Annotated in this window: 18 protein-coding genes; 13 read left to right on the forward strand and 5 right to left on the reverse strand. The window is 47.9% G+C overall.

Annotated elements, in window-relative coordinates; genetic code table 11:
- Positions 1 to 92: 92 nt before the first annotated feature.
- On the reverse strand, positions 93 to 899 hold the full coding sequence (locus tag EYA81_RS00295; RefSeq protein WP_022402411.1) for a M48 family metallopeptidase: 807 nt from the start codon (positions 897 to 899) through the stop codon (positions 93 to 95).
- A 99-nt stretch (positions 900 to 998) separates the two neighbouring features.
- The gene (locus tag EYA81_RS00300) at positions 999 to 2,186 is read right to left on the reverse strand and encodes an aminotransferase class I/II-fold pyridoxal phosphate-dependent enzyme (protein ID WP_022402410.1); all 1,188 of its coding nucleotides are present in this window, start codon (positions 2,184 to 2,186) and stop codon (positions 999 to 1,001) included.
- A 207-nt stretch (positions 2,187 to 2,393) separates the two neighbouring features.
- On the opposite strand from EYA81_RS00300, the gene EYA81_RS00310 reads away from it, so the two are divergent.
- The 3 genes from EYA81_RS00310 to EYA81_RS00320 all read left to right on the forward strand — a co-directional run bounded on the left by EYA81_RS00310 (position 2,394) and on the right by EYA81_RS00320 (position 5,729).
- Positions 2,394 to 3,437, forward strand: a complete 1,044-nt coding sequence (locus EYA81_RS00310) for a diacylglycerol kinase family protein (RefSeq protein ID WP_005827827.1) — start codon at positions 2,394 to 2,396, stop codon at positions 3,435 to 3,437.
- A 132-nt stretch (positions 3,438 to 3,569) separates the two neighbouring features.
- Positions 3,570 to 5,327, forward strand: coding sequence for an aspartate--tRNA ligase (aspS, locus tag EYA81_RS00315; protein ID WP_118696400.1), 1,758 nt, complete (start codon positions 3,570 to 3,572; stop codon positions 5,325 to 5,327).
- A 21-nt stretch (positions 5,328 to 5,348) separates the two neighbouring features.
- The gene (locus EYA81_RS00320) at positions 5,349 to 5,729 is read left to right on the forward strand and encodes a GtrA family protein (protein ID WP_005827823.1); all 381 of its coding nucleotides are present in this window, start codon (positions 5,349 to 5,351) and stop codon (positions 5,727 to 5,729) included.
- A 26-nt stretch (positions 5,730 to 5,755) separates the two neighbouring features.
- Here the strand turns inward: EYA81_RS00320 and EYA81_RS00325 are convergent, their stop codons facing one another.
- From EYA81_RS00325 to EYA81_RS00335, 3 genes are all read right to left on the reverse strand, one after another.
- On the reverse strand, positions 5,756 to 6,643 hold the full coding sequence (locus EYA81_RS00325; RefSeq protein WP_005827821.1) for a carbon-nitrogen hydrolase: 888 nt from the start codon (positions 6,641 to 6,643) through the stop codon (positions 5,756 to 5,758).
- 40 nt (positions 6,644 to 6,683) lie between these two features.
- Complete coding sequence (locus EYA81_RS00330; RefSeq protein WP_005837171.1) at positions 6,684 to 7,799, reverse strand: agmatine deiminase family protein; 1,116 nt, start codon at positions 7,797 to 7,799, stop codon at positions 6,684 to 6,686.
- Positions 7,800 to 7,937: 138 nt separating this feature from the next.
- On the reverse strand, positions 7,938 to 8,474 hold the full coding sequence (locus tag EYA81_RS00335; protein WP_005827817.1) for a ferredoxin domain-containing protein: 537 nt from the start codon (positions 8,472 to 8,474) through the stop codon (positions 7,938 to 7,940).
- Positions 8,475 to 8,566: 92 nt separating this feature from the next.
- On the opposite strand from EYA81_RS00335, the gene EYA81_RS00340 reads away from it, so the two are divergent.
- From EYA81_RS00340 to EYA81_RS00385, 10 genes are all read left to right on the forward strand, one after another.
- Complete coding sequence (locus tag EYA81_RS00340) at positions 8,567 to 9,190, forward strand: ATP-binding cassette domain-containing protein (RefSeq protein ID WP_117964570.1); 624 nt, start codon at positions 8,567 to 8,569, stop codon at positions 9,188 to 9,190.
- Positions 9,191 to 9,201: 11 nt separating this feature from the next.
- A complete protein-coding gene (locus EYA81_RS00345; RefSeq protein ID WP_117599751.1) occupies positions 9,202 to 10,011 on the forward strand; it encodes an ABC transporter permease in 810 nt (269 codons plus the stop codon).
- Between the two features lie 123 nt (positions 10,012 to 10,134).
- On the forward strand, positions 10,135 to 11,229 hold the full coding sequence (locus EYA81_RS00350) for a Nif3-like dinuclear metal center hexameric protein (protein ID WP_117599718.1): 1,095 nt from the start codon (positions 10,135 to 10,137) through the stop codon (positions 11,227 to 11,229).
- 5 nt (positions 11,230 to 11,234) lie between these two features.
- Positions 11,235 to 12,074: a zinc ribbon domain-containing protein gene (locus tag EYA81_RS00355; protein WP_025836049.1), complete on the forward strand. Its 840-nt coding sequence runs from the start codon at positions 11,235 to 11,237 to the stop codon at positions 12,072 to 12,074.
- 145 nt (positions 12,075 to 12,219) lie between these two features.
- Positions 12,220 to 13,398: a PCMD domain-containing protein gene (locus EYA81_RS00360; protein ID WP_117599719.1), complete on the forward strand. Its 1,179-nt coding sequence runs from the start codon at positions 12,220 to 12,222 to the stop codon at positions 13,396 to 13,398.
- A gap of 25 nt (positions 13,399 to 13,423) precedes the next feature.
- On the forward strand, positions 13,424 to 14,206 hold the full coding sequence (locus EYA81_RS00365) for a porin family protein (protein ID WP_117599720.1): 783 nt from the start codon (positions 13,424 to 13,426) through the stop codon (positions 14,204 to 14,206).
- A gap of 94 nt (positions 14,207 to 14,300) precedes the next feature.
- The gene (locus EYA81_RS00370) at positions 14,301 to 15,734 is read left to right on the forward strand and encodes an efflux transporter outer membrane subunit (protein ID WP_131225248.1); all 1,434 of its coding nucleotides are present in this window, start codon (positions 14,301 to 14,303) and stop codon (positions 15,732 to 15,734) included.
- Positions 15,735 to 15,759: 25 nt separating this feature from the next.
- Positions 15,760 to 16,863 (forward strand): efflux RND transporter periplasmic adaptor subunit, encoded by a 1,104-nt coding sequence (locus EYA81_RS00375; RefSeq protein WP_131225249.1) that lies wholly within the window; start codon positions 15,760 to 15,762, stop codon positions 16,861 to 16,863.
- Positions 16,864 to 16,888: 25 nt separating this feature from the next.
- Complete coding sequence (locus EYA81_RS00380; RefSeq protein ID WP_117599723.1) at positions 16,889 to 20,002, forward strand: efflux RND transporter permease subunit; 3,114 nt, start codon at positions 16,889 to 16,891, stop codon at positions 20,000 to 20,002.
- Between the two features lie 129 nt (positions 20,003 to 20,131).
- Positions 20,132 to 21,022 (forward strand): CblA family class A beta-lactamase, encoded by an 891-nt coding sequence (locus EYA81_RS00385; protein WP_117601661.1) that lies wholly within the window; start codon positions 20,132 to 20,134, stop codon positions 21,020 to 21,022.
- Positions 21,023 to 21,051 lie beyond the last annotated feature (29 nt).

Genomic DNA, 21,051 nt, shown 5'->3' on the forward strand with positions numbered 1-21,051 from the left:
TTCCCCAGAAGCCTATATCATAGTCTCGGCACAAAAAAAGTGGGATTCAGAGAAACCTCTGATCCCACTTCATCATAGTAAGCAACGGATAGTTATTTCTTATCTTTCATATATTCATCCGCTTTCTCCTTGGCACGTGCCACGCGCTTGGCTGTATCCGGATGAGAAGAGAACATCTTCTGGAACTTAGATTCCTTCGGTGCTTCCGCTGAAAGTTCAAGCAATTTGTTCAAAGCATTGTACATGGCATACGGATCGAGATTATTCTTGATGCAGAATTCAAAGCCATAATCATCCGCTTCTGTCTCCTGCTTCTGGGAGTATTGAGCACCTGCCAATGCCTCGGCCATGGCACCCAGTTCAGAATCACTCAATTTGGATACTGTAGAACTTGCCGCACCGGCAGCATTCTTCACAGCCGAACGGAGGTAAGCATTCTTCATCGCATCTTTGGAATCCGTATGGATGACGTGACCTATCTCATGACCGACAACTGCCATCACTTCATCATCCGTCATGATGTCCATCAGTCCGGCGCAGATGCGTACACTGCCATCACCACACGCAAAGGCATTCACATCTATTACCTCGTAAACACCGAAGTTCACCTTCAAGCCGTCCACTTCCTTGATATTTCCAGTCAGCTTCTCCAGACGCTTGCCGTAATCCGTATCGGGCTTTGTCAGCGGATTGTGTGTATCCATCCATTCCATATATTCCTTGCTCATCGCTGCAATGTCAGCATCGGACAATGAAATGGCCTTGACGGCATCTGTACCGGCTTGGACAACTTTGGTCACATTGATTTTCTTTCCACCAATTTTGAACTGCGCATAGGCAGTGGTGGTACAACTCATTCCGCATACTACAGCAGCAATGATGAAGAAGTTCTTTTTCATATACTTTACGATTTAATCTTAGCCCTATTCCGTTTCGTATTAAACAAAAAGCCGCCTAATCATTATTAAACGGCTTTCCTAATATCTGTTTGAATCAGTTTACTTGATAATATCCAGTGCCTTGAAGCATTTGGTCAACTTCTCTACAGCGTAATCCACTTGTTCTACGGTGTGGGTAGCCATCAACGCTACGCGCACCAGCGTATCTTGTGGGGCACACGCGGGCGGAATAACCGGGTTGATGAAGATACCTTCGTCAAAAGCCAGCTTCGTTACTATAAATGTCTTCTCTGTATCACGCACATAGAGAGGAATGATAGGAGATTCTGTCTCACCGATTTCGAAGCCTGCATCGCGGAACTTCTTCAAGGCATAGTTAGTGATGTCCCACAGACGTTGGATGCGTTCAGGTTCGGACTTGATGATGTGAAGCGCCTCGCGGGCTGCAGCCGTAGCAGCAGGCGTACTACTTGCCTGGAATATATAGGAACGGGCATTGTGGCGCAGCCAATTGATTACCGCCTTGTCTCCGGCCACAAAACCACCGATGGAAGCCAACGACTTGCTGAATGTACCCATAATCAGGTCTACATCTTCGGTAACACCGAAATGGTCGCACACACCACGGCCTTGTTTTCCGAATACACCCAAGCCGTGAGCTTCGTCCACGTAAATGCTGGCATTGTATTTCTTCTTCAGGCGGACAATTTCGGGCAGATTGGCCAAGTCACCTTCCATGGAAAATACTCCATCCACAACAATCAGCTTTACAGCATCCGGTTCGCATTTCTGGAGTTCTTTTTCCAAAGCCTCCATATCGTTATGCTTGTACTTCAACTGAGTGGCAAATGCAAGACGGCGGCCATCTACAATGGAAGCGTGGTCACGGTCATCACAAATAATATAATCCCCACGGCCTACAACGGCAGGAATAATACCTTCGTTTACAGTAAATCCGGTAGAAAAACAGAGTGCTTCATCTTTTCCTACGAATTCAGCCAATTCCTTCTCCAGTTCAACATGTATATCGAGTGTTCCGTTCAGAAAGCGGGAACCTGCACAACCGGTGCCATATTTTTCTGTGGCAGCTATCGAGGCATCAATGATACGCTTGTCATATGTCAGTCCCATATATGCATTAGAGCCGAACATCAGAACCTTTTTACCATCCATCATTACCTCTGTATCCTGATGGCTGTTAATTGTGCGGAAATAAGGATATACGCCTTTTGCCATAAACTGCTGCGGCAGGTCGTATTTCGCAAATTTGTCTTGTAGTAAACCCATGAAATATCTTTTATATAATGAATATTTAATTCTATTAAATACAAGTCTTAAAAAACAGGGGGCAAAGATAGCAAAATATGTCGGTATATGTTCTATTTACATTAAAAAAACTACTTATACTTATTTTAAAAAGAATTATGTGGTTAATTTTTCAGATATTTATATTACTTTTGCCAGTTGGAAAACCTGCATAGCAACAACCCTTGCATGAACGAAAACAAGAAGAAAATAGCATTCATCATAAACCCCATATCCGGCACTCAGAGTAAGGAGCAGATACTGAAGTGGCTCGATGAAAAACTGGATAAGGAAAGGTATGCACAAGAAGTGATTTATACCGAACGGGCAGGCCATGCCGTAGAGATAGCGGCACAGAAGGCACAAGAAGATGCACATGCCGTCATCGCCATAGGAGGAGACGGCACCATCAATGAGATAGCCCGCTCACTGGTACATACAAAAACCGCTTTGGGCATCATTCCCTGCGGTTCCGGCAACGGACTTGCCCGCCATCTGCAGATTCCGATGGAGCCGAAAAAGGCCATCGACATCATCAATGACGGACTGATAGACATCATTGACTACGGAAAAATCAACGATGTGCCTTTCTTCTGCACCTGCGGCGTGGGATTCGACGCATTTGTAAGCCTGCAATTCTCCAAGGCGGGAAGGAGAGGACCACTCACTTATCTGGAAAAGACTCTGCTCGAAAGCCTGAAGTACCGTCCGGAAACCTATGAACTGGAAATGGACGGCAGCACCCTGCGATACAAGGCGTTCCTGATAGCCTGCGGAAACGCATCGCAATATGGAAACAATGCGTATATTGCCCCACAAGCCACCTTGAACGACGGACTGCTGGACGTCACCATACTCGAGCCGTTCACTGTGCTCGATGTACCGTCGCTCTCTTTCCAGCTCTTCAACAAGACCATTGACCAGAACAGCCGGATTAAGACGTTCCGTTGCCAGACACTCCGTATTCACCGTTCTAAACCGGGGGTAGTCCACTTTGACGGCGACCCGATGATGATGGGAGAGAATGTAGATGTAAAGATTATGAAGAAAGGACTGCAGGTCATTGTTCCCCGGGATGCGGAAAAAGACACTTCGAATGTCTTGCAGCGGGCACAAGACTATATCAACGGACTGAAACAGATTAATGATGCTTTTGTGGAAGACATCGCCCATAAAAACAAGATGATACTGGATAAAGGCAAAAGGCAATTCAAGAAACTGACGAAAATGTGATGTTGTAAAAAGGCACTTATAAGGAGTTTCTGAAAATAACTTTCCCCTTTTGATGCGCCATATAATATGTTTTATGTATTTTTGCATGTTCAAAATAGTAAATAAGTAAATCGTCAAACAGTAAATAAAAAGATGTATAGATCACACACCTGCGGAGAACTCCGTATCTCCGATGTTAACAAGCAAGTGACGCTGGCAGGTTGGGTACAGCGCAGCCGTAAGATGGGAGGCATGACTTTCATTGACCTCCGCGACCGTTACGGAATTACCCAATTAGTGTTCAACGAAGAGGTGAATGCCGAACTTTGCGAGCGTGCCAACCGCTTGGGCCGTGAATTCGTAATCCAGGTTAAAGGTACCGTAAACGAACGTTTCAGTAAAAACCAGCATATCCCGACGGGAGACATTGAAATCATCGTATCGGAACTGGATGTTCTGAACTCATCGCTGACCCCTCCCTTCACCATCGAGGAAAATACGGACGGTGGCGACGATATCCGCATGAAGTACCGTTATCTAGACCTGCGCCGTGTCAATGTACGCAGCAATCTGGAACTTCGCCATAAAATGACAATTGAAGTACGCAAATACCTGGACAGCCAGGGATTCATCGAAGTGGAAACTCCGATTCTGGTAGGCTCCACACCCGAAGGTGCACGCGATTTCGTCGTTCCTTCACGCATGAACCCGGGACAATTCTATGCCTTACCTCAAAGCCCGCAGACACTGAAACAGTTGTTGATGGTTTCCGGTTTCGACCGTTACTTCCAGATAGCCAAATGCTTCCGTGACGAAGACCTGCGTGCCGACCGCCAGCCGGAATTCACACAGATTGACTGCGAAATGTCTTTTGTGGAGCAGGATGACGTCATCAACCTCTTCGAAGGCATGGCCAAATATCTGTTCAAGGAAATCCGTGGCGTAGAGATGAACGAGCCGTTCATGCGCATGCCATGGGCAGACGCCATGAAATATTACGGCAGCGACAAGCCCGACCTCCGTTTCGGCATGAAGTTCGTGGAACTGATGGACATCATGAAGGGACACGGATTCCCGGTATTCGACAATGCCGCCTACATCGGCGGTATCTGCGCAGAAGGCGCCGCACACTATACCCGCAAACAGCTGGATGCACTGACCGAATTCGTGAAAAGACCGCAAATCGGTGCCAAAGGTATGGTATACGCGCGCGTAGAGGCAGACGGCAACGTAAAATCAAGTGTCGACAAGTTCTATGCGCAGGAAGTATTGCAGGAGATGAAGGCTGCCTTCAACGCCAAGCCGGGTGACCTGATTCTGATTCTGAGCGGTGACGACGCCATGAAGACCCGCAAGCAACTGAACGAGTTGCGCCTTGAAATGGGTAACCAACTGGGATTGCGCGACAAGAACAAGTTCGTCTGTCTTTGGGTGGTTGACTTCCCGATGTTTGAGTGGAGCGATGAAGAAGGCCGCCTGATGGCTATGCACCACCCGTTCACCCATCCGAAAGACGAAGATATTCCTTTGCTGGATACAGACCCGGCAGCTGTCCGTGCAGATGCATACGACATGGTGTGCAACGGTATTGAAGTGGGTGGAGGTTCCATCCGTATCCACGATGCACAGTTGCAGGCCAAAATGTTCGAGATTCTCGGATTCACTCCCGAGAAGGCTCAGGAGCAGTTCGGCTTCCTGATGAATGCCTTCAAATACGGTGCACCTCCTCACGGTGGTCTGGCATACGGTCTGGACCGTTGGGTCAGCATCTTCGCAGGTCTCGACAGTATCCGCGACTGCATTGCATTCCCCAAGAACAACAGTGGACGCGATGTAATGCTGGATGCACCTTCGGCTATTGACCAGAAGCAGCTGGATGAACTGAATCTGATTGTTGAAGTGAAAGAGTAAAAGCAGGTACGGAGTAGGAGAGTGAAAGAGTCTGCACGCATTTTTCGTTTTGCGGTAATCGGCACGCTGAATGCCTTGATTATGGCTGTTACCGTTTGGGTAATGATGGACGAACTGGACATCAACTATATGCTCTCCAATGTAACCGCATATATACTTGCACAGATACACAACTTCATCTGGTGCAAGTACTGGATATTCCCTACAGAAAAAAAGAGCAACACTTGGCGACAAGTGCTGCTCTTTTCTATAGCTTTCGGAATGGCTTACGGAGCGCAATTCCTTTTCCTCATAGGGCTGGTGGAGGGACTGGACTGCAACGAATACCTTGCCCAGTTCCTGGGATTATTCATCTACGGAAGTGTCAATTTCCTAATGAACAAACGGGTGACATTCCGTTAGTTCTCCCCCAGAGATCCCCGTCGTTATCAGTCAAGAAATCGTTTTGTCAATCCGGCATAGGCATCAATTCTGCGGTCGCGCAGGAAAGGCCACCAACGGCGTACATTTTCCGAACGTTCCAAGTCCACCTCTACAACGATATTTTCCGGCCGTTCGTTTCCTGCTTGGGCCAGGAACTCGCCTTGCGGTCCGGCCACAAAACTATTTCCCCAAAACAAGATACCATTGGTCTGCATGGAAGGATCCGGCTCATGTCCCACGCGATTCACTGAAACCACCGGCAAGCCGTTGGCCACAGCATGTCCACGCTGGGAGATAATCCAAGCATTGAGCTGACGCGCCTTTTCATCATCCGTATCACTGCTTTCCCAACCGATAGCCGTAGGATATATCAGTATTTCAGCTCCCTTCAGTGCCATCAGACGCGCTGCTTCCGGATACCACTGGTCCCAGCATACCAAAACTCCCAATTTGCCCAAAGATGTCTGAATAGGTTCGAAGCCTATATCACCGGGAGTAAAATAGAATTTCTCATAATAGGCGGGGTCATCAGGAATATGCATCTTCCGGTATTTCCCGGCAATGCTGCCGTCACGTTCAAAAACAACCGCTGTGTTATGATACAATCCGGGAGCGCGTTTCTCGAACAGAGAAGTGACCAGCACAATATCGTTGGCAGCAGCCAACTCTGAATAGAATCCCGTAGAAGGACCGGGAATCGGTTCTGCCAAGTCGAACAACTGCGTGTTTTCCGTCTGACAGAAATACAGAGAGTTATGCAGCTCCTGCAAAACAACTAATTGAGCCCCATGCGCCGCACATGCCTCTATACTTTTGGCCAAATTCATTAAATTAGTCCTGAGGTCCTTGGTATTGGCCTGCTGGATAATACCTACTTTTATTTTTCTTGTCATCTTATTCTATGGTTTATTGTTTTACTATGTATAATCGACATTACTTCAACACCCCTACGGGATATTGCATGGTAACACAATGCAAAGAGCCGTGTTGCTTAATCAAAGCACGGCAATCTATCCCGATAATTTCATAACCGGGAAAAGCCTCCCGCAACACTTCCCCCGCGCGGGCATCATTCTCCGGCTGGCGATAGGTGGGGTAAAGCACTGCATCATTCAGAATCAAGAAATTAGCGTAAGTGGCAGGAAGCCGTTCCCCTTCCTCTTCTATCTTATCGGCCATGGGCAAAGCCAGCAAACGGTAAGGTTCCCCCTTCAACGTACGGAAAGTCTTCAGTTGCTCCTCCATGCGATGCAGTTCTTCGTAATGCTCATCATCCGCATCCTTGCATTGTACATAGGCTATCGTGTCGGCAGGGCAGAAACGGGCCAGCGTGTCTATATGACTGTCCGTATCGTCACCTGCCAAATAACCGTGGTCCAGCCAAAGAACACGTTGCAGGTGAAAAACGGAACGAAGATATTCCTCAATTTCCACCCGGTTCATCTGTCCGTTCCGGTTAGGCGAAAGCAGGCATTCGGAGGTGGTGAGCAACGTACCCATGCCGTCACTTTCGATGGAACCGCCTTCAAGGACAAACCCCAAGCGATTTACATACTTTCCTTTCATCACTTCCGACTCCACCGCACGACGCGTAATCAAATTATCCTTATCGGATGCAAACTTCAATCCCCACCCGTTGAACTTAAAGTCGAGCAGAGATACACCGTCAGCATCCAGTAGGGTGATGGCTCCATGGTCGCGTGCCCAAGTATCATTCGTCTCACACTTCAGGAAACGGACATTTTCCATATTCACCCTGCCGAGAATCTGTTTCTTCACCTCATCCGGTTCTGGGGTTACAATCAGCAATGTCTCCCGGGCGGCTATTTCGTGGGCAATGGCTACAAAACATTCCTGCACTTCGTCCAACATATAGGTCCAGTCTGTACCCGCATGGGGCCATGTAAGCTGTATGCCGCTTTGCAAAGCCCATTCGGCAGGCAAGTGGGGAGCACGTGTCTCTACCTGAAAAGTCATATTCTTGCCAAAACGCACCTGACAGTCCTTCTCTGCGGCACCACCCAGCGGCAGTCCTACAAAATATCCCATATTATTTATCTTTTCTAATTCGTTACTTTTTAAGTTAGCAGAGAGAGGGAGAATAAACCTTAGGTTTAGAATTGCCAAACCTCTACTTCAGACTTCTAAACCTCTACTCTATGATTGTAAACCTCTACTCGTCAATTATCACTTATCTTCCTTCGGTTTCCGGTCGAAGAATGGATTCTTGGAGGATGCACTCACCGGAATGGCAAAGACAGTCTTGCATCCTTTCAGCCAATCCAAACGCTGAGCGGCAAGTCCGGCAGAAAACATGACACGGGTATCCACCCTCAAATCGGCAGCCATGGCACAAGCCGAACCTACAGCTATCCCTACATCCACCGTATTCAAAGCACAAGGTACTCCCTCCGGACGACCGGCACAAGTGGGAAAACCGCAGTGTCCGCAATTCAAACCTTGCGTCTGCTCGCGCGTACCTATTATAATTACACATTCAGCCTGCAAAATGTTGTCCGCATCACGGAGAAAGAACTTCATACCGTGCTCTTCAACCATAGCGACCATCTTTTCAGACAGCTTCTTAATGTCTTCACCCGTAACCAGCGCAGCTTCAATCACATCAATACCTTTTCCTTTCGGTGCCGTGCGCGCAGCAGTCAGCATTTGCCTTGCCACGTCAAGCACATGTTCGTGGCGGCAATCCCGTTCATTCTGTATCATAGTCTTTCTTTCCTGAATTAATTAGTGCGTCAAAGATAGCACAAATATTTTTTTGCACTATCTTTGCGATACAGAAAGATTAAAGGAACACCATGCTGCAAATAGAAAATGCCAGTATCGCCTACGGCAACGATATACTTTTCTCGGGTTTCAACCTGCAATTGGAAAGGGGAGAGATAGCCAGTATCTCCGGCCCTTCGGGATGCGGAAAGTCGTCACTGCTGAATGCCATACTTGGATTTACTCCGTTAAAAGAAGGACGCATCGTCTTGAACGGCATTCTGCTGGATAAAGGAAACGTCGACGTTGTCCGTAAGCAGACTGCATGGATTCCACAAGAACTGGCATTGCCGCTGGAATGGGTAAAGGACATGGTACAATTGCCCTTCGGTTTAAAGGCAAACCGGGGTACACCCTTTTCTGAAACCCGCTTATTTGCATGTTTCGAGGATTTGGGTCTGGAGCGGGAGTTATATTACAAACGGGTAAACGAAATATCCGGAGGCCAACGCCAACGGATGATGATAGCCGTAGCCTCAATGATTGGCAAGCCACTGACCATTGTCGATGAGCCGACTTCCGCTCTCGACTCCGGTTCCGCGGAAAAAGTACTTTCTTTCTTCCGCAGGCAGACAGAAAAGGGAAATACCATACTGACCGTATCCCATGACAAAAGATTTGCCGACGGATGCGACCGACATATAATCATGAAATAACATACACACTATTGGGAACCATAGATATATCATACCTCAGCCTGGGCATCGGATTATTGCTATTATTAATACCGTTGTTTTACATATGGAAGTTCAAGACCGGACTGTTGCGCGCTACTGTGATAGGTACGGCACGCATGATTGTCCAGTTGTTCTTCATCGGCATATACTTGAACTACCTCTTCTTATGGGATAACCCGTGGATAAACTTTCTATGGGTAATTGTCATGATATTCGTAGCATCGCAGACGGCATTGGCACGAACGCAATTGAAGAGGAAGATTCTGTTCCTGCCCATATCCGCAGGTTTCTTATGCAGTGTAGTATGTGTAGGCTTGTACTTTATCGGAATAGTACTGAGAGTGGAAAACGTATTCAGCGCCCGGTATTTCATCCCTATTTTCGGCATACTGATGGGCAACATGCTATCCAGTAACGTCATAGCCCTCAATACCTATTATAGCGGATTGAAACGAGAACAACAGCTTTACCGATATCTTCTCGGCAATGGTGCTACAAGAGCAGAAGCACAGGCACCTTTCATCCGCCAAGCCATCATCAAATCCTTCAGTCCGCTGATTGCCAATATATCCGTGATGGGGCTGGTTGCTTTTCCGGGAACCATGATTGGCCAGATATTGGGTGGCAGCAGCCCGAATGTAGCCATCAAATATCAGATGATGATTATGGTCATCACCTTTACCGCCTCCATGCTGTCACTGATGATTACAATCTCTCTGGCTTCCTGCAAGTCGTTCGACGCCTACGGCAAGCTACTGCCGGTGATGGTGGAGAAGAAGGGAAAAAAGGAGCAAAAATAACCACATCATACCCGCAAAGAGTTCAATTGCATATAAATATACAGTCTACAAGACTTTTTTAAACTGGAATTCTTTTTAATCCACTGCTTTTTACTATATTTGCAACCAAATTTTCTGTTCACAATGAAAATTAAGGAATTAGTAAGCGCCCTTGAACGGTTCGCGCCTCTGCCATTGCAAGACGGATTTGATAATGCCGGCCTGCAAATCGGATTGACAGATGCGGAAGCAACAGGGGCTTTGTTGTGTCTTGACGTTACTGAAGCCGTACTGGATGAAGCCATTGCATTGGGATATAATGTGGTTATATCACATCACCCTCTCATTTTCAAAGGGTATAAGTCCATCACGGGCAGGGATTATGTGGAACGTTGTATCTTGAAAGCCATCAAGAATGACATCGTTGTTTATGCTGCGCACACTAACCTTGATAATGCGCCGGGAGGAGTGAACTTCAAGATTGCCGAGAAAATCGGTTTGAAGAATGTCCGTATTCTGGAAGCCAAAGAAAATGCGCTGGTGAAGCTGACCGCATTTGTACCGACCGCCCAAGCGGAAGACGTGAGAAAAGCCTTGTTCGACGCCGGATGCGGCAATATCGGCAACTATGATTCGTGCAGTTATAATCTGGAAGGCGAGGGGACATTCCGAGCCCGAAAAGGCGCCAATCCATACTGTGGAGCGATAGGGGAGCTGCATACCGAGCGTGAAGTACGTATTGAGACAATCATACCCGCCTACAAAAAAGCGGAGGCTGTCAAGGCACTGCTTGCGGCACACCCGTATGAAGAACCGGCCTATGATATTTATCCCTTGCAAAACTCATGGGTACAAGCCGGAGCTGGTGTCATTGGCGAACTGGAAGTACCGGAGACAGAACTTGAATTCCTGAAACGGATAAAGAAAACCTTCGAAGTAGGGTGTCTCAGACATAACAAACTCCTCGGACGGGAAATACAGACTGTTGCATTATGTGGCGGCGCCGGCGCTTTCCTAATGCCGCTTGCCATCCGCAACCGTGCAGATGTCTTTATCACCGGCGAGATAAAATACCATGACTATTTCGGACATGATACCGATATATTATTGGCTGAAATAGGGCATTATGAAAGTGAGCAATATACGAAAGAAATATTTTATACAATAATCCGGGATTTGTTTCCTCATTTTGAGGTCCAGATGACCAAGGTAAATACAAACCCCATAAAATACATGTAAGTAAAATGGCTAAAGAAGCAAAAAAAGATCCTCAGGAATTAACCGTAGAACAGAAGTTGAAAGCTTTGTTCCAATTGCAGACAATGCTGTCCAAAATCGATGAAATCAAGACGTTGAGAGGTGAACTTCCACTGGAAGTACAAGACTTGGAAGACGAAATAGCCGGTCTGAGTACCCGTATAGACAGAATCAAGGCAGAAGTATCCGAGTTGAAATCCTCCATCGCAGGAAAGAAAGTTGAAATTGAAACCGCAAAGGCTTCTGTAGCTAAATATAAAGACCAGCAGGACAACGTACGCAACAACCGCGAATATGACTTCTTGAGCAAGGAAATCGAATTCCAGACATTGGAAATCGAACTCTGCGAAAAGCGTATCAAGGAATTTGCCGCACAAGAGGAAGAAAAATCTCAGGAAGTAGCAGAAAGCACTGCTGCGCTGGAAGAAAGACAAAAAGACCTCGACGTAAAGAAGAGCGAACTGGACGAAATCATCTCCGAGACTAAGCAAGAGGAAGAGAAGCTGAGAGACAAGGCCAAAGAACTGGAAACAAAGATTGAACCCCGTCTGCTTCAGTCCTTCAAACGTATCCGTAAGAATTCACGCAATGGACTGGGTATCGTATACGTACAGCGTGATGCTTGCGGTGGTTGCTTCAACAAGATTCCGCCTCAGAGACAATTGGACATCCGCTCACGCAAGAAAATCATCGTTTGCGAATATTGCGGCCGTATCATGATTGACCCGGAATTGGCAGGCATAACTCCCGAACAGAAAGTGGAAGTTGTAAAGGAAAAGCCAGTAAGAGCCAAAAGAAAAATCGTACATATCGGCTCAGATAATTAAAAATAGAACATTTTTATATATAAAACGGCAATAGTCAAGACCTCTATTGCCGTTTTTTTGTTAAATAAGCTCATAAAGCTCTATAGTTAAAGAAAAAAGGTGTAGTTTTGCTCATCAAAAAATTAATAGAATTAAATAAAAAAGCATGAGACTAAACAAATTATTCATACTTTATTCACTTTTAGGAATATTGATGGCATCGTGCATAAAAGATGAAGCACCGAATGCTGAAGCTGATATAACAGGTATTTCTTTTGAAGATAATATTCTGGCAAGTACACATTTCAACTTGAACCCATCTTATGATGATAATCTACAAGCATATCCTATATCGGTAAAAGTAAAAGAAGGGACTCCTTTGAATAGACTATCCCCACTTTTTGAGTTGACACCGGGTGCTACCATTAGTCCGGAAAGTGGGAGTGAACATGATTTCTCCAACGGAAAAAGAGTGAAATATACTGTAACTTCCGAGAACAAGGCTTGGCAGCGAGTATATTCCATTGGTGTACGCGAGCAATCAATATCAGACATCCCAAACGAATTCCATTTTGAAGATGTAAGACTTATCAAAGGTCTTCTATCAGTAGATGAAAAAAAATACTATTATCAGGAATTTTATGAGGAACAAGATGGATTGGAACTGACATGGGCCAGTGGAAATGAAGGATTCAACTGGGCAGCCAGCAAATCACTGACTGAAGATTATCCCACTGTGCAATATGCCGAAGGTAAAGAAGGAAAGTGCGTTAAATTAGAGACTCGGCTCACCGGTTCACTAGGAGCATTGGTAAAAATGCCGATAGCTGCAGGCAACTTATTTATTGGTGAGTTCGATATGACAAATGCGTTATCCAAACCATTGGAAGCTACACGTTTTGGTATTCCTTTCTGCTACAAACCTGCCCGCTTGAAAGGTTGGTACAAGTATAAGACCGGTGAACGGTTTTATGAAAACGGCAAATACACTGATCGTAAAGACATGATGAACATTTACGCCATTTTTTATGAAGGAAAAAATTATGATGAGCAAGGAAACGCCACTGAAATCACGTTAGATGGTAATTTGCCAAACCAAGATTACGAACATTCAAATATGGTGGCTTTGGCTTTAATGCCTAATCCGCACGAAACTGATAAATGGGAATATTTTGATATACCTTTTGATTATCAAAGGTATGGCAAAACGATTGACAATGCCAAATTAGCAAAGGGAGAATATAAAATCAGTATCATTTTCGCTTCCAGTAAAGACGGTGCAACTTTTGAAGGTGCTCCCGGAAGTACGCTCTTAGTGGACGAAGTAGAACTGACTTACGAATAAAAAACATATAGAATCGGACTACAACATGATAAAGAAAATAGTAGCATTCATCGCATTGGTAGGTTGCATGCAAACTGCCTTATACGCGCAGGAGAATCAGAACCGTACACTTATAAACGCTGCTCTTCACGGATGGGAATATGAGATAAGGGCCGGTGTCAGCATCGGTGGTACTTCTCCGCTTCCATTGCCCGTAGAAATACGGAGCATTGATGCTTACAATCCTACCTTAGCCCTTATGCTGGAAGGAAATACCATCAAGTGGTTGGGAAAAACAAAGAAATGGGGGGTAATAACCGGTGTAAGACTGGAAACCAAAAATATGATTACCAAAGCGACAGTAAAGAACTATGGCATGGAAATCATAGGAAATGACGGTAACCGCTTGAAAGGCAATTGGACGGGAGGAGTGAAAACCAAAGTACGCAATGCCTACATTACCGTCCCCGTGCTTGGAGCATATAAAATCAACTCACGATTGCGTGCCAAAGCAGGTGTATATGTGTCATACTTGATGGATGAGGAATTCTCCGGATACGTATACGAAGGCTATCTGCGTGAAGGTAATCCTACCGGTAAGAGAGTGAACTTCTCCGACGGTGCCATTGCCACTTACGACTTTTCGGATGACTTGCGCAAGTTTGCCTGGGGCGTGCAAGCTGGTGTAGACTGGCGTGCCTTCAAACATCTGAGTGTATTTGCCGACCTTACATGGGGATTGAATGATATTTTCAAGAAAGATTTCAATACCATTACCTTTGCCATGTATCCCATCTACTTGAATGTAGGATTCGGGTATGCTTTCTGATAACACTCAGTACACCTGATAAGATACTCATAAACAAATAAAGGTTTAGGTTGTTATCAATCCCATAAAAAGATAACCACCTAAACCTTTATTTATGAATATAAAAGCTTGGAGCACTGCGTTGCTCATATTATGCCTATGTCCTGCGGCTATAGCACAGAAAGCCAACCGCTATCTTGAGAAGCCACTCCCACAAGGCTGGGGAAGGGACGTCTCCCATGCCATTCCCGGAGATGACAATCTGTTCAGCGAACAGATACCACCCATTGACGACAAGTGGTGGAAAGCATTCGATGACCCGATGCTGGATTCACTGATTACGGTAGCCTCCACTCAAAACTATTCCGTACTTTCTGCCATGGACCGTATGGATATGGCCAAAGCCAACCTGCGGATAGAACGCGGCGGCTTTTTCCCTTCCATCTCATTGGACGGAGGATGGGCGCGGCAGCAAAGCAGCGGCAATGTCAACGCACTTCCGCAATCCATTACCGGTGCATACAGCGCCTCGCTCAACGCCAGTTGGGAGCTGGACGTATTCGGAAGTATCCGCCAACGGGTAAAGGCGCAGCGGGAAACCTTCATGGCAAGCAAGGAGGAATACACCTCCGTCATGGTATCCCTCTGTGCCCAGATAGCTTCCGCCTACATCGAACTCCGCGAACTGCAGCAAGAACTAAGTGTAGTGACCCACAATTGCCATACCCAGGCAGCCGTACTCAACATCACCGAAGTACGCTACAAAACCGGACTGGTATCCAAGCTGGATGTCTCGCAAGCCAAATCCGTGTTTTACAGTACCAAAGCCTCCATCCCGCAACTGGAGGCAGGCATCAACCAATACATCACAACGCTCGCAATCTTACTCGGTACTTATCCCCAACATATCCGCCCCATACTGGAAAAACCGGGTAAACTGCCCGACTACATGGAACCTATAGGTATCGGCATTCCTGCCGACCTGCTGCTTCGCCGCCCCGATATACGGCAAGCCGAACGCCAAGTCAACGCACAAGCGGCAATGCTTGGCGCATCCCAAAGAGACTGGCTGCCGCAAGTGTTCCTGAAAGGTTCCATCGGCTATTCCTCCCATGACTTGAAGGACTTGACTAAACGGAACAGTATGACATTTGAAATTGCTCCAAGCATCAGCTGGACCTTATTCAGCGGTACCAAACTGGTGAACGCCACCCGTCTGGCACGTGCCCAGCTCGATGAATCCATTCACCAGTTCAACCAGACAGTGCTTACCGCCGTGCAGGAAACAGATAATGCCATGAACTCCTACCGCAACTCCATCCAACAGATTGTTGCCATGCGCGAAGTATGCAACCAGGGAGAAGAAACGCTAAAGCTCTCCCTCGATTTGTACAAACAAGGGCTTACTCCCTTCCAGAACGTACTGGACGCACTACGCTCACTCCTGACATACGAAAATCAACTGGTGCAGGCACAAGGCAGCTCCTTGCTGCATCTGATAGCCTTATACCAGGCATTGGGAGGCGGATATGAAATGAATCAGAAATAAGAATATAAACTAAACCGAACCGTATATGAAAAATCAAATGTACATCACCCTGCTCATCCTGCCATTGCTGGCAACGGGATGCGGGGGAAGGAAAGAAACGGCACAAACGATGCCCATTCCCGAGATAAGCGTGGCCCTTCCGACAGTGCAGAACATCACGCTGACAAAAGAATATCCGGGCTACCTGACTTCTGAAAAGACCGTAGACCTGGTAGGCAGAGTCAGCGGAACCTTACAGACCATCGCTTACGCTCCCGGCAGCCGGGTACGCCAGGGACAAGTGCTTTTTGTCATCGAACCGACAGTCTATCAAGACAATGTGCGGCAGGCAGAAGCAGAACTCAACACTGCCCGCGCCAACCTGGAATACGCCCAAAACAACTACACACGTATGCAGGAGGCCGTGAAAAGCGATGCTGTAAGCCGTATACAAGTGCTGCAAGCACAATCCAACGTGGCAACCTCGCAGGCTGCAGTGAGCAATGCGGAAGCAGCCCTGAACACGGCACGCACCAATCTGAGCTACTGCACCGTCCGTGCCCCCTTCGACGGCACTGTAAGCCGTAACCTGGTGGATGCCGGAAGCTATGTAGGCGGCAGCGTGCAGCCCGTCACACTGGCAACCATCTACAAGGACGACCATCTGTACACCTACTTCAACGTGGCAGACAACCAATGGCTCTCCATGCTGATGCAGCAAGGGGACAGCATTCCCCGGCAAGTAACCGTCAGCCTGGGCAAAGACGGGCTTCTCACTTATCCTGCACAACTGGATTATCTTTCGCCCAACGTAGACTTGAACACCGGAACTCTGAACATCCGCGCCCGTCTCGACAATCCTAAAGGACTTCTGAAAAGCGGCCTCTACGTCAGCATCATCTTGCCCTACGGAGAGCAACAGCAGGCCATCCTGCTGCCGGATGTCTCCATCGGCACCGACCAGCTGGGGAAATACATATACGTAGTCAACGATTCGAATATAGTGCGCTACCGCCATATAGAAACCGGACAACTGATAGGGGACAGCCTACGCCAGATAAGGGCAGGCATCACTCCCCGGGAACGCTACGTCACCAAAGCGCTGATGAAGGTAAGGGATGGAATGAAAGTACATCCCATCGACAACTAATATGAATTGATTAATACCAAAGCCTATGTTTTCAAAATTCTTCATAGACCGTCCTATCTTTGCTACCGTATTGGCGCTGCTCATCGTCGTAGCAGGACTGGTCACACTGGGTATCCTGCCCATTGCCCAATATCCGGACATCACACCACCCACCGTGCAGGTCAGTGCCGTATATCCCGGAGCCAATGCGCAGACGGTGGCACAAACCGTCGGCATCCCCATCGAGCAGCAAGTCAACGGAGTGGACGGAATGCTTTACATGTCCTCCAACTCCAGCTCATCGGGCGCTTACTCTCTTACCATTACTTTTGCCGTAGGCACAGACATTGATATGGCTACCGTGCAGGTCCAGAACCGGGTAAGCGTGGCCCAGTCGTCACTACCTACTCCCGTTGTGGTGCAAGGCGTCACTGTACAGAAACAGTCATCGAACATCGTGATGTTCCTCACGATGACGTCGGACAGCAAAGACTACGACGGACTTTACCTCAGCAACTATGCCAAGCTGAATCTCGTAGACCAGTTAACACGCGTGCCCGGTGTAGGCGCCGTCAATGTGATGGGAGCAGGGGACTACTCCATGCGTATCTGGCTCGACCCTGCCGCCATGCGCATCCGCTATCTTTCGCCGGCCGATGTATACCAAGCTATCCAATCACAGAATGTGGAGGTCAGCGCAGGTAACGTAGGGCAACCCATCGGCACAGACAATAAAAATGCCTATCAATACAGCCTGACCGTAAAAGGGCGCCTTACCTCACCCGAAGAGTTCGGCAACATTATCCTGCGTACCGAAACCGGAGGGAAGATACTCCGTCTGCGCGACGTGGCGCATATCGACCTGGGCTCGGCCTCTTACAGCGTAGTATCCCAACTGGACGGGAAACCCACCGCTGCCATCGCTATCTATCAGCAACCTGGCAGCAACTCGCTGGACGTTTCCAAAGGAGTAAAGGCAAAAATGCAGGAACTCTCGCAAAATTTCCCTGCAGGCATACAATACAATGTAACCCTGGACACTACGGATGTCATTCATGCTTCCATAGACGAAGTGATGGTGACGTTCCTTGAAACAACCCTGCTGGTAGTTCTCGTCATCTTCCTGTTCCTGCAGAACTGGCGGGCGGTCGTCATTCCCTGCATCACTATTCCGGTATCACTCATCGGCACACTGGCCGTCATGTCCTTGTTCGGCTTCTCCATCAATACGCTGACACTATTCGGACTGATACTTGCCGTGGCCATCGTGGTGGATGATGCCATTGTGGTGGTGGAGAACTCCACGCGTCTGCTGGACACGGGGCGCTACACCTCCCGCCAGGCTGTGACCGAAGCGATGGGAGAGATTACCGGACCTATTGTCGGGGTAGTGCTGGTGCTGCTTGCCGTATTTATCCCGACAACGCTCGTCAGTGGCATTTCGGGGCAACTGTACAAACAGTTCGCCCTGACCATTGCAGCCAGCACCGTACTAAGCGGATTCAACTCACTGACCCTTACTCCGGCGCTCTGTGCCTTGATGCTGCAACCTACCCGGCCTTCCAAGAATCCCTTGTATCGAGGATTCAATCGTCTGTACGACAAGACACAAGGAGTCTACGACCGGATAGTGGAGTATCTGCTCCGGCGTCCCGGCGCTTCCATCGTTTCGTATGCGGTGTTCACACTGATTGCCGTCCTGCTGTTTGTCAAATGGCCGTCCACGTTTGTTCCGGAAGAAGATGACGGCTATTTCCTCGCAGTCGTACAACTTCCCCCTGCATCGAGTCTGGAGCGTACCCAAGCCGTAGGGAAACAAATAAATAAGATTCTCGATTCTTACCCCGAAGTAAAGGACTACATCGGCATATCCGGCTTCTCCGTGATGGGAGGAGGGGAACAGAGCAATGCGGCCACCTACTTCATCGTACTGCAGAACTGGAATGAACGCAAGGGAAAGGAACATACGGCTGAAGCCGTAGTGCAACGCTTCAATATGGAAGTGTATGGCATCCAGGAAGCAGAGATATTTGCCATGGTTCCGCCTGCCATCCCCGGGCTGGGAGCCACCGGAGGCCTGCAACTCCAATTGGAAGACCGCCACAACCTCGGTGCCACCGAGATGCAACGTGCCGTAGAGACCTTGATGGAGCACTACCACAATTATCCGGCATTGGCATCGGTCAGCAGCCAGTACCAAGCCAATGTCCCGCAATATTTCCTGAATATCGACCGCGACAAGGTGCAACTGATGGGCATTCCGCTGAACAGCGTATTCACTGCCCTGGGCTACTATATGGGAGAGGCCTACGTCAATGATTATGTGCAGTTCGGCCACATCTACCAAGTGAAGCTGGGAGCAGGTGACCATGCCCAGCGTGTCATCGACGATGTCCTGAAACTGAGCGTTCCCAATGCATCGGGCGAAATGGTACCTTTCTCCTCCTTCACCCGAGTGGAAGAACAGCTTGGCATGGACCAGATAAACCGCTACAACATGTACTCCACAGCAGCCGTGACTTGCAATGTGGCTCCGGGCAGCAGTTCGGGAGAGGGTATCCGGCAAATGGAAAGTCTAATCAAGGAGCATCTTGGAGACGAGTTCGGATATGAATGGACTTCGGTGGCCTATCAGGAGACACAGGCGGGAACCACTACAACCGTCGTATTCGTCATGGCACTGTTGGTTGCCTTCCTTGTGCTTGCCGCACAATACGAAAGCTGGACCAGTCCGGTAGCTGCCGTAATGGGACTTCCGGTGGCGCTGCTCGGTGCCATGCTGGGATGCTATGTCATGGGAACTCCGGTCAGCATCTACACACAAATCGGTATCATCCTACTGGTTGCCTTGTCTGCCAAAAACGGTATTCTGATTGTGGAGTTTGCACGTGACTTCCGTGCACAAGGCAATTCAATCCGTGATGCGGCATTTCAGGCAGGGCATATCCGTCTGCGGCCTATTCTGATGACATCGCTTGCATTTGTATTCGGGGTTATGCCGCTGCTTTTTGCAACCGGAGCAGGGGCGGGAAGCCGTGTAGCACTGGGAGCTGCCGTAGTATTTGGTATGGCGCTGAACACATTGCTCGCCACAGTCTATATCCCGAATTTCTACGAATTGATGCAGAAGTTGCAGGAGAAGTTCAGTAAGAAACAATAGGGATACAAGTTATGGATTATGGGTTATAAGCTATCACACTTATAACCCATAATCCATAACTCATTTTAGCAACTTGCTGCTAAAAGTTGTATCTTTGCGTGCGAATTGCCTCTTAAAGAAATTGAAGTTATGAAAGCATATTTCATCGCCATACTTACCTTATTCACTTGTATGGCTACCGTCGTCCGGGCGCAGCAAATGTCTGAACTTGAAAACCGGATTGACAGTCTTCTCAATGGCAAGAAAGCCACCGTTGGTATAGCCGTATGGACAGACAAAGGAGACATGCTCCGGTATAACGACCATGTACACTTCCCCTTGCTCAGTGTATTCAAATTCCATGTGGCACTGGCCGTACTGGACAAGATGGATAAGCAAAGCATCAGCCTGGACAGCATTGTTTCCATAAAGGCATCCCAAATGCTGCCCAATACCTACAGCCCCCTGCGGAAGAAGCTTCCCGACCAGGATTTCACGATTACGCTTAGGGAGCTGATGCAATACAGCATTTCCCAAAGCGACAACAATGCCTGCGACATCTTGATAGAATATGCAGGAGGTATTAAACATATCAATGACTATATCCGCCGGTTGGGTATCGACTCCTTCAACCTCTCGGAAACAGAAGACGACATGCACTCCAGCTTCGAGGCTGTATACCGCAACTGGAGTACTCCTTCCGCTATGGCCCGACTACTGAGAACGGCCGATGAAAAAGAGTTGTTCTCCAACAAGGAGCTGAAAGACTTCTTGTGGCAGACCATGATAGATACTGAAACCGGTGCTAACAAATTGAAAGGTATGTTGCCAGCCAAAACCGTGGTAGGACACAAGACCGGTTCTTCCGACCGCAATGCCGACAGCATGAAAACTGCAGATAATGATGCCGGGCTCGTTATTCTTCCCGACGGTCGGAAATACTACATTGCCACCTTCATCATGGACTCATACGAGACGGATGAGGACAATGCAGACATCATCGCCCGCATATCACGCATGGTATATGATGCGATGAGATGAGAAAGGCAAGAAGGCTATCGGTAGCTCCT

The organism is Bacteroides sp. A1C1, from assembly GCF_004328515.1.
Lineage (GTDB): Bacteria > Bacteroidota > Bacteroidia > Bacteroidales > Bacteroidaceae > Bacteroides > Bacteroides uniformis.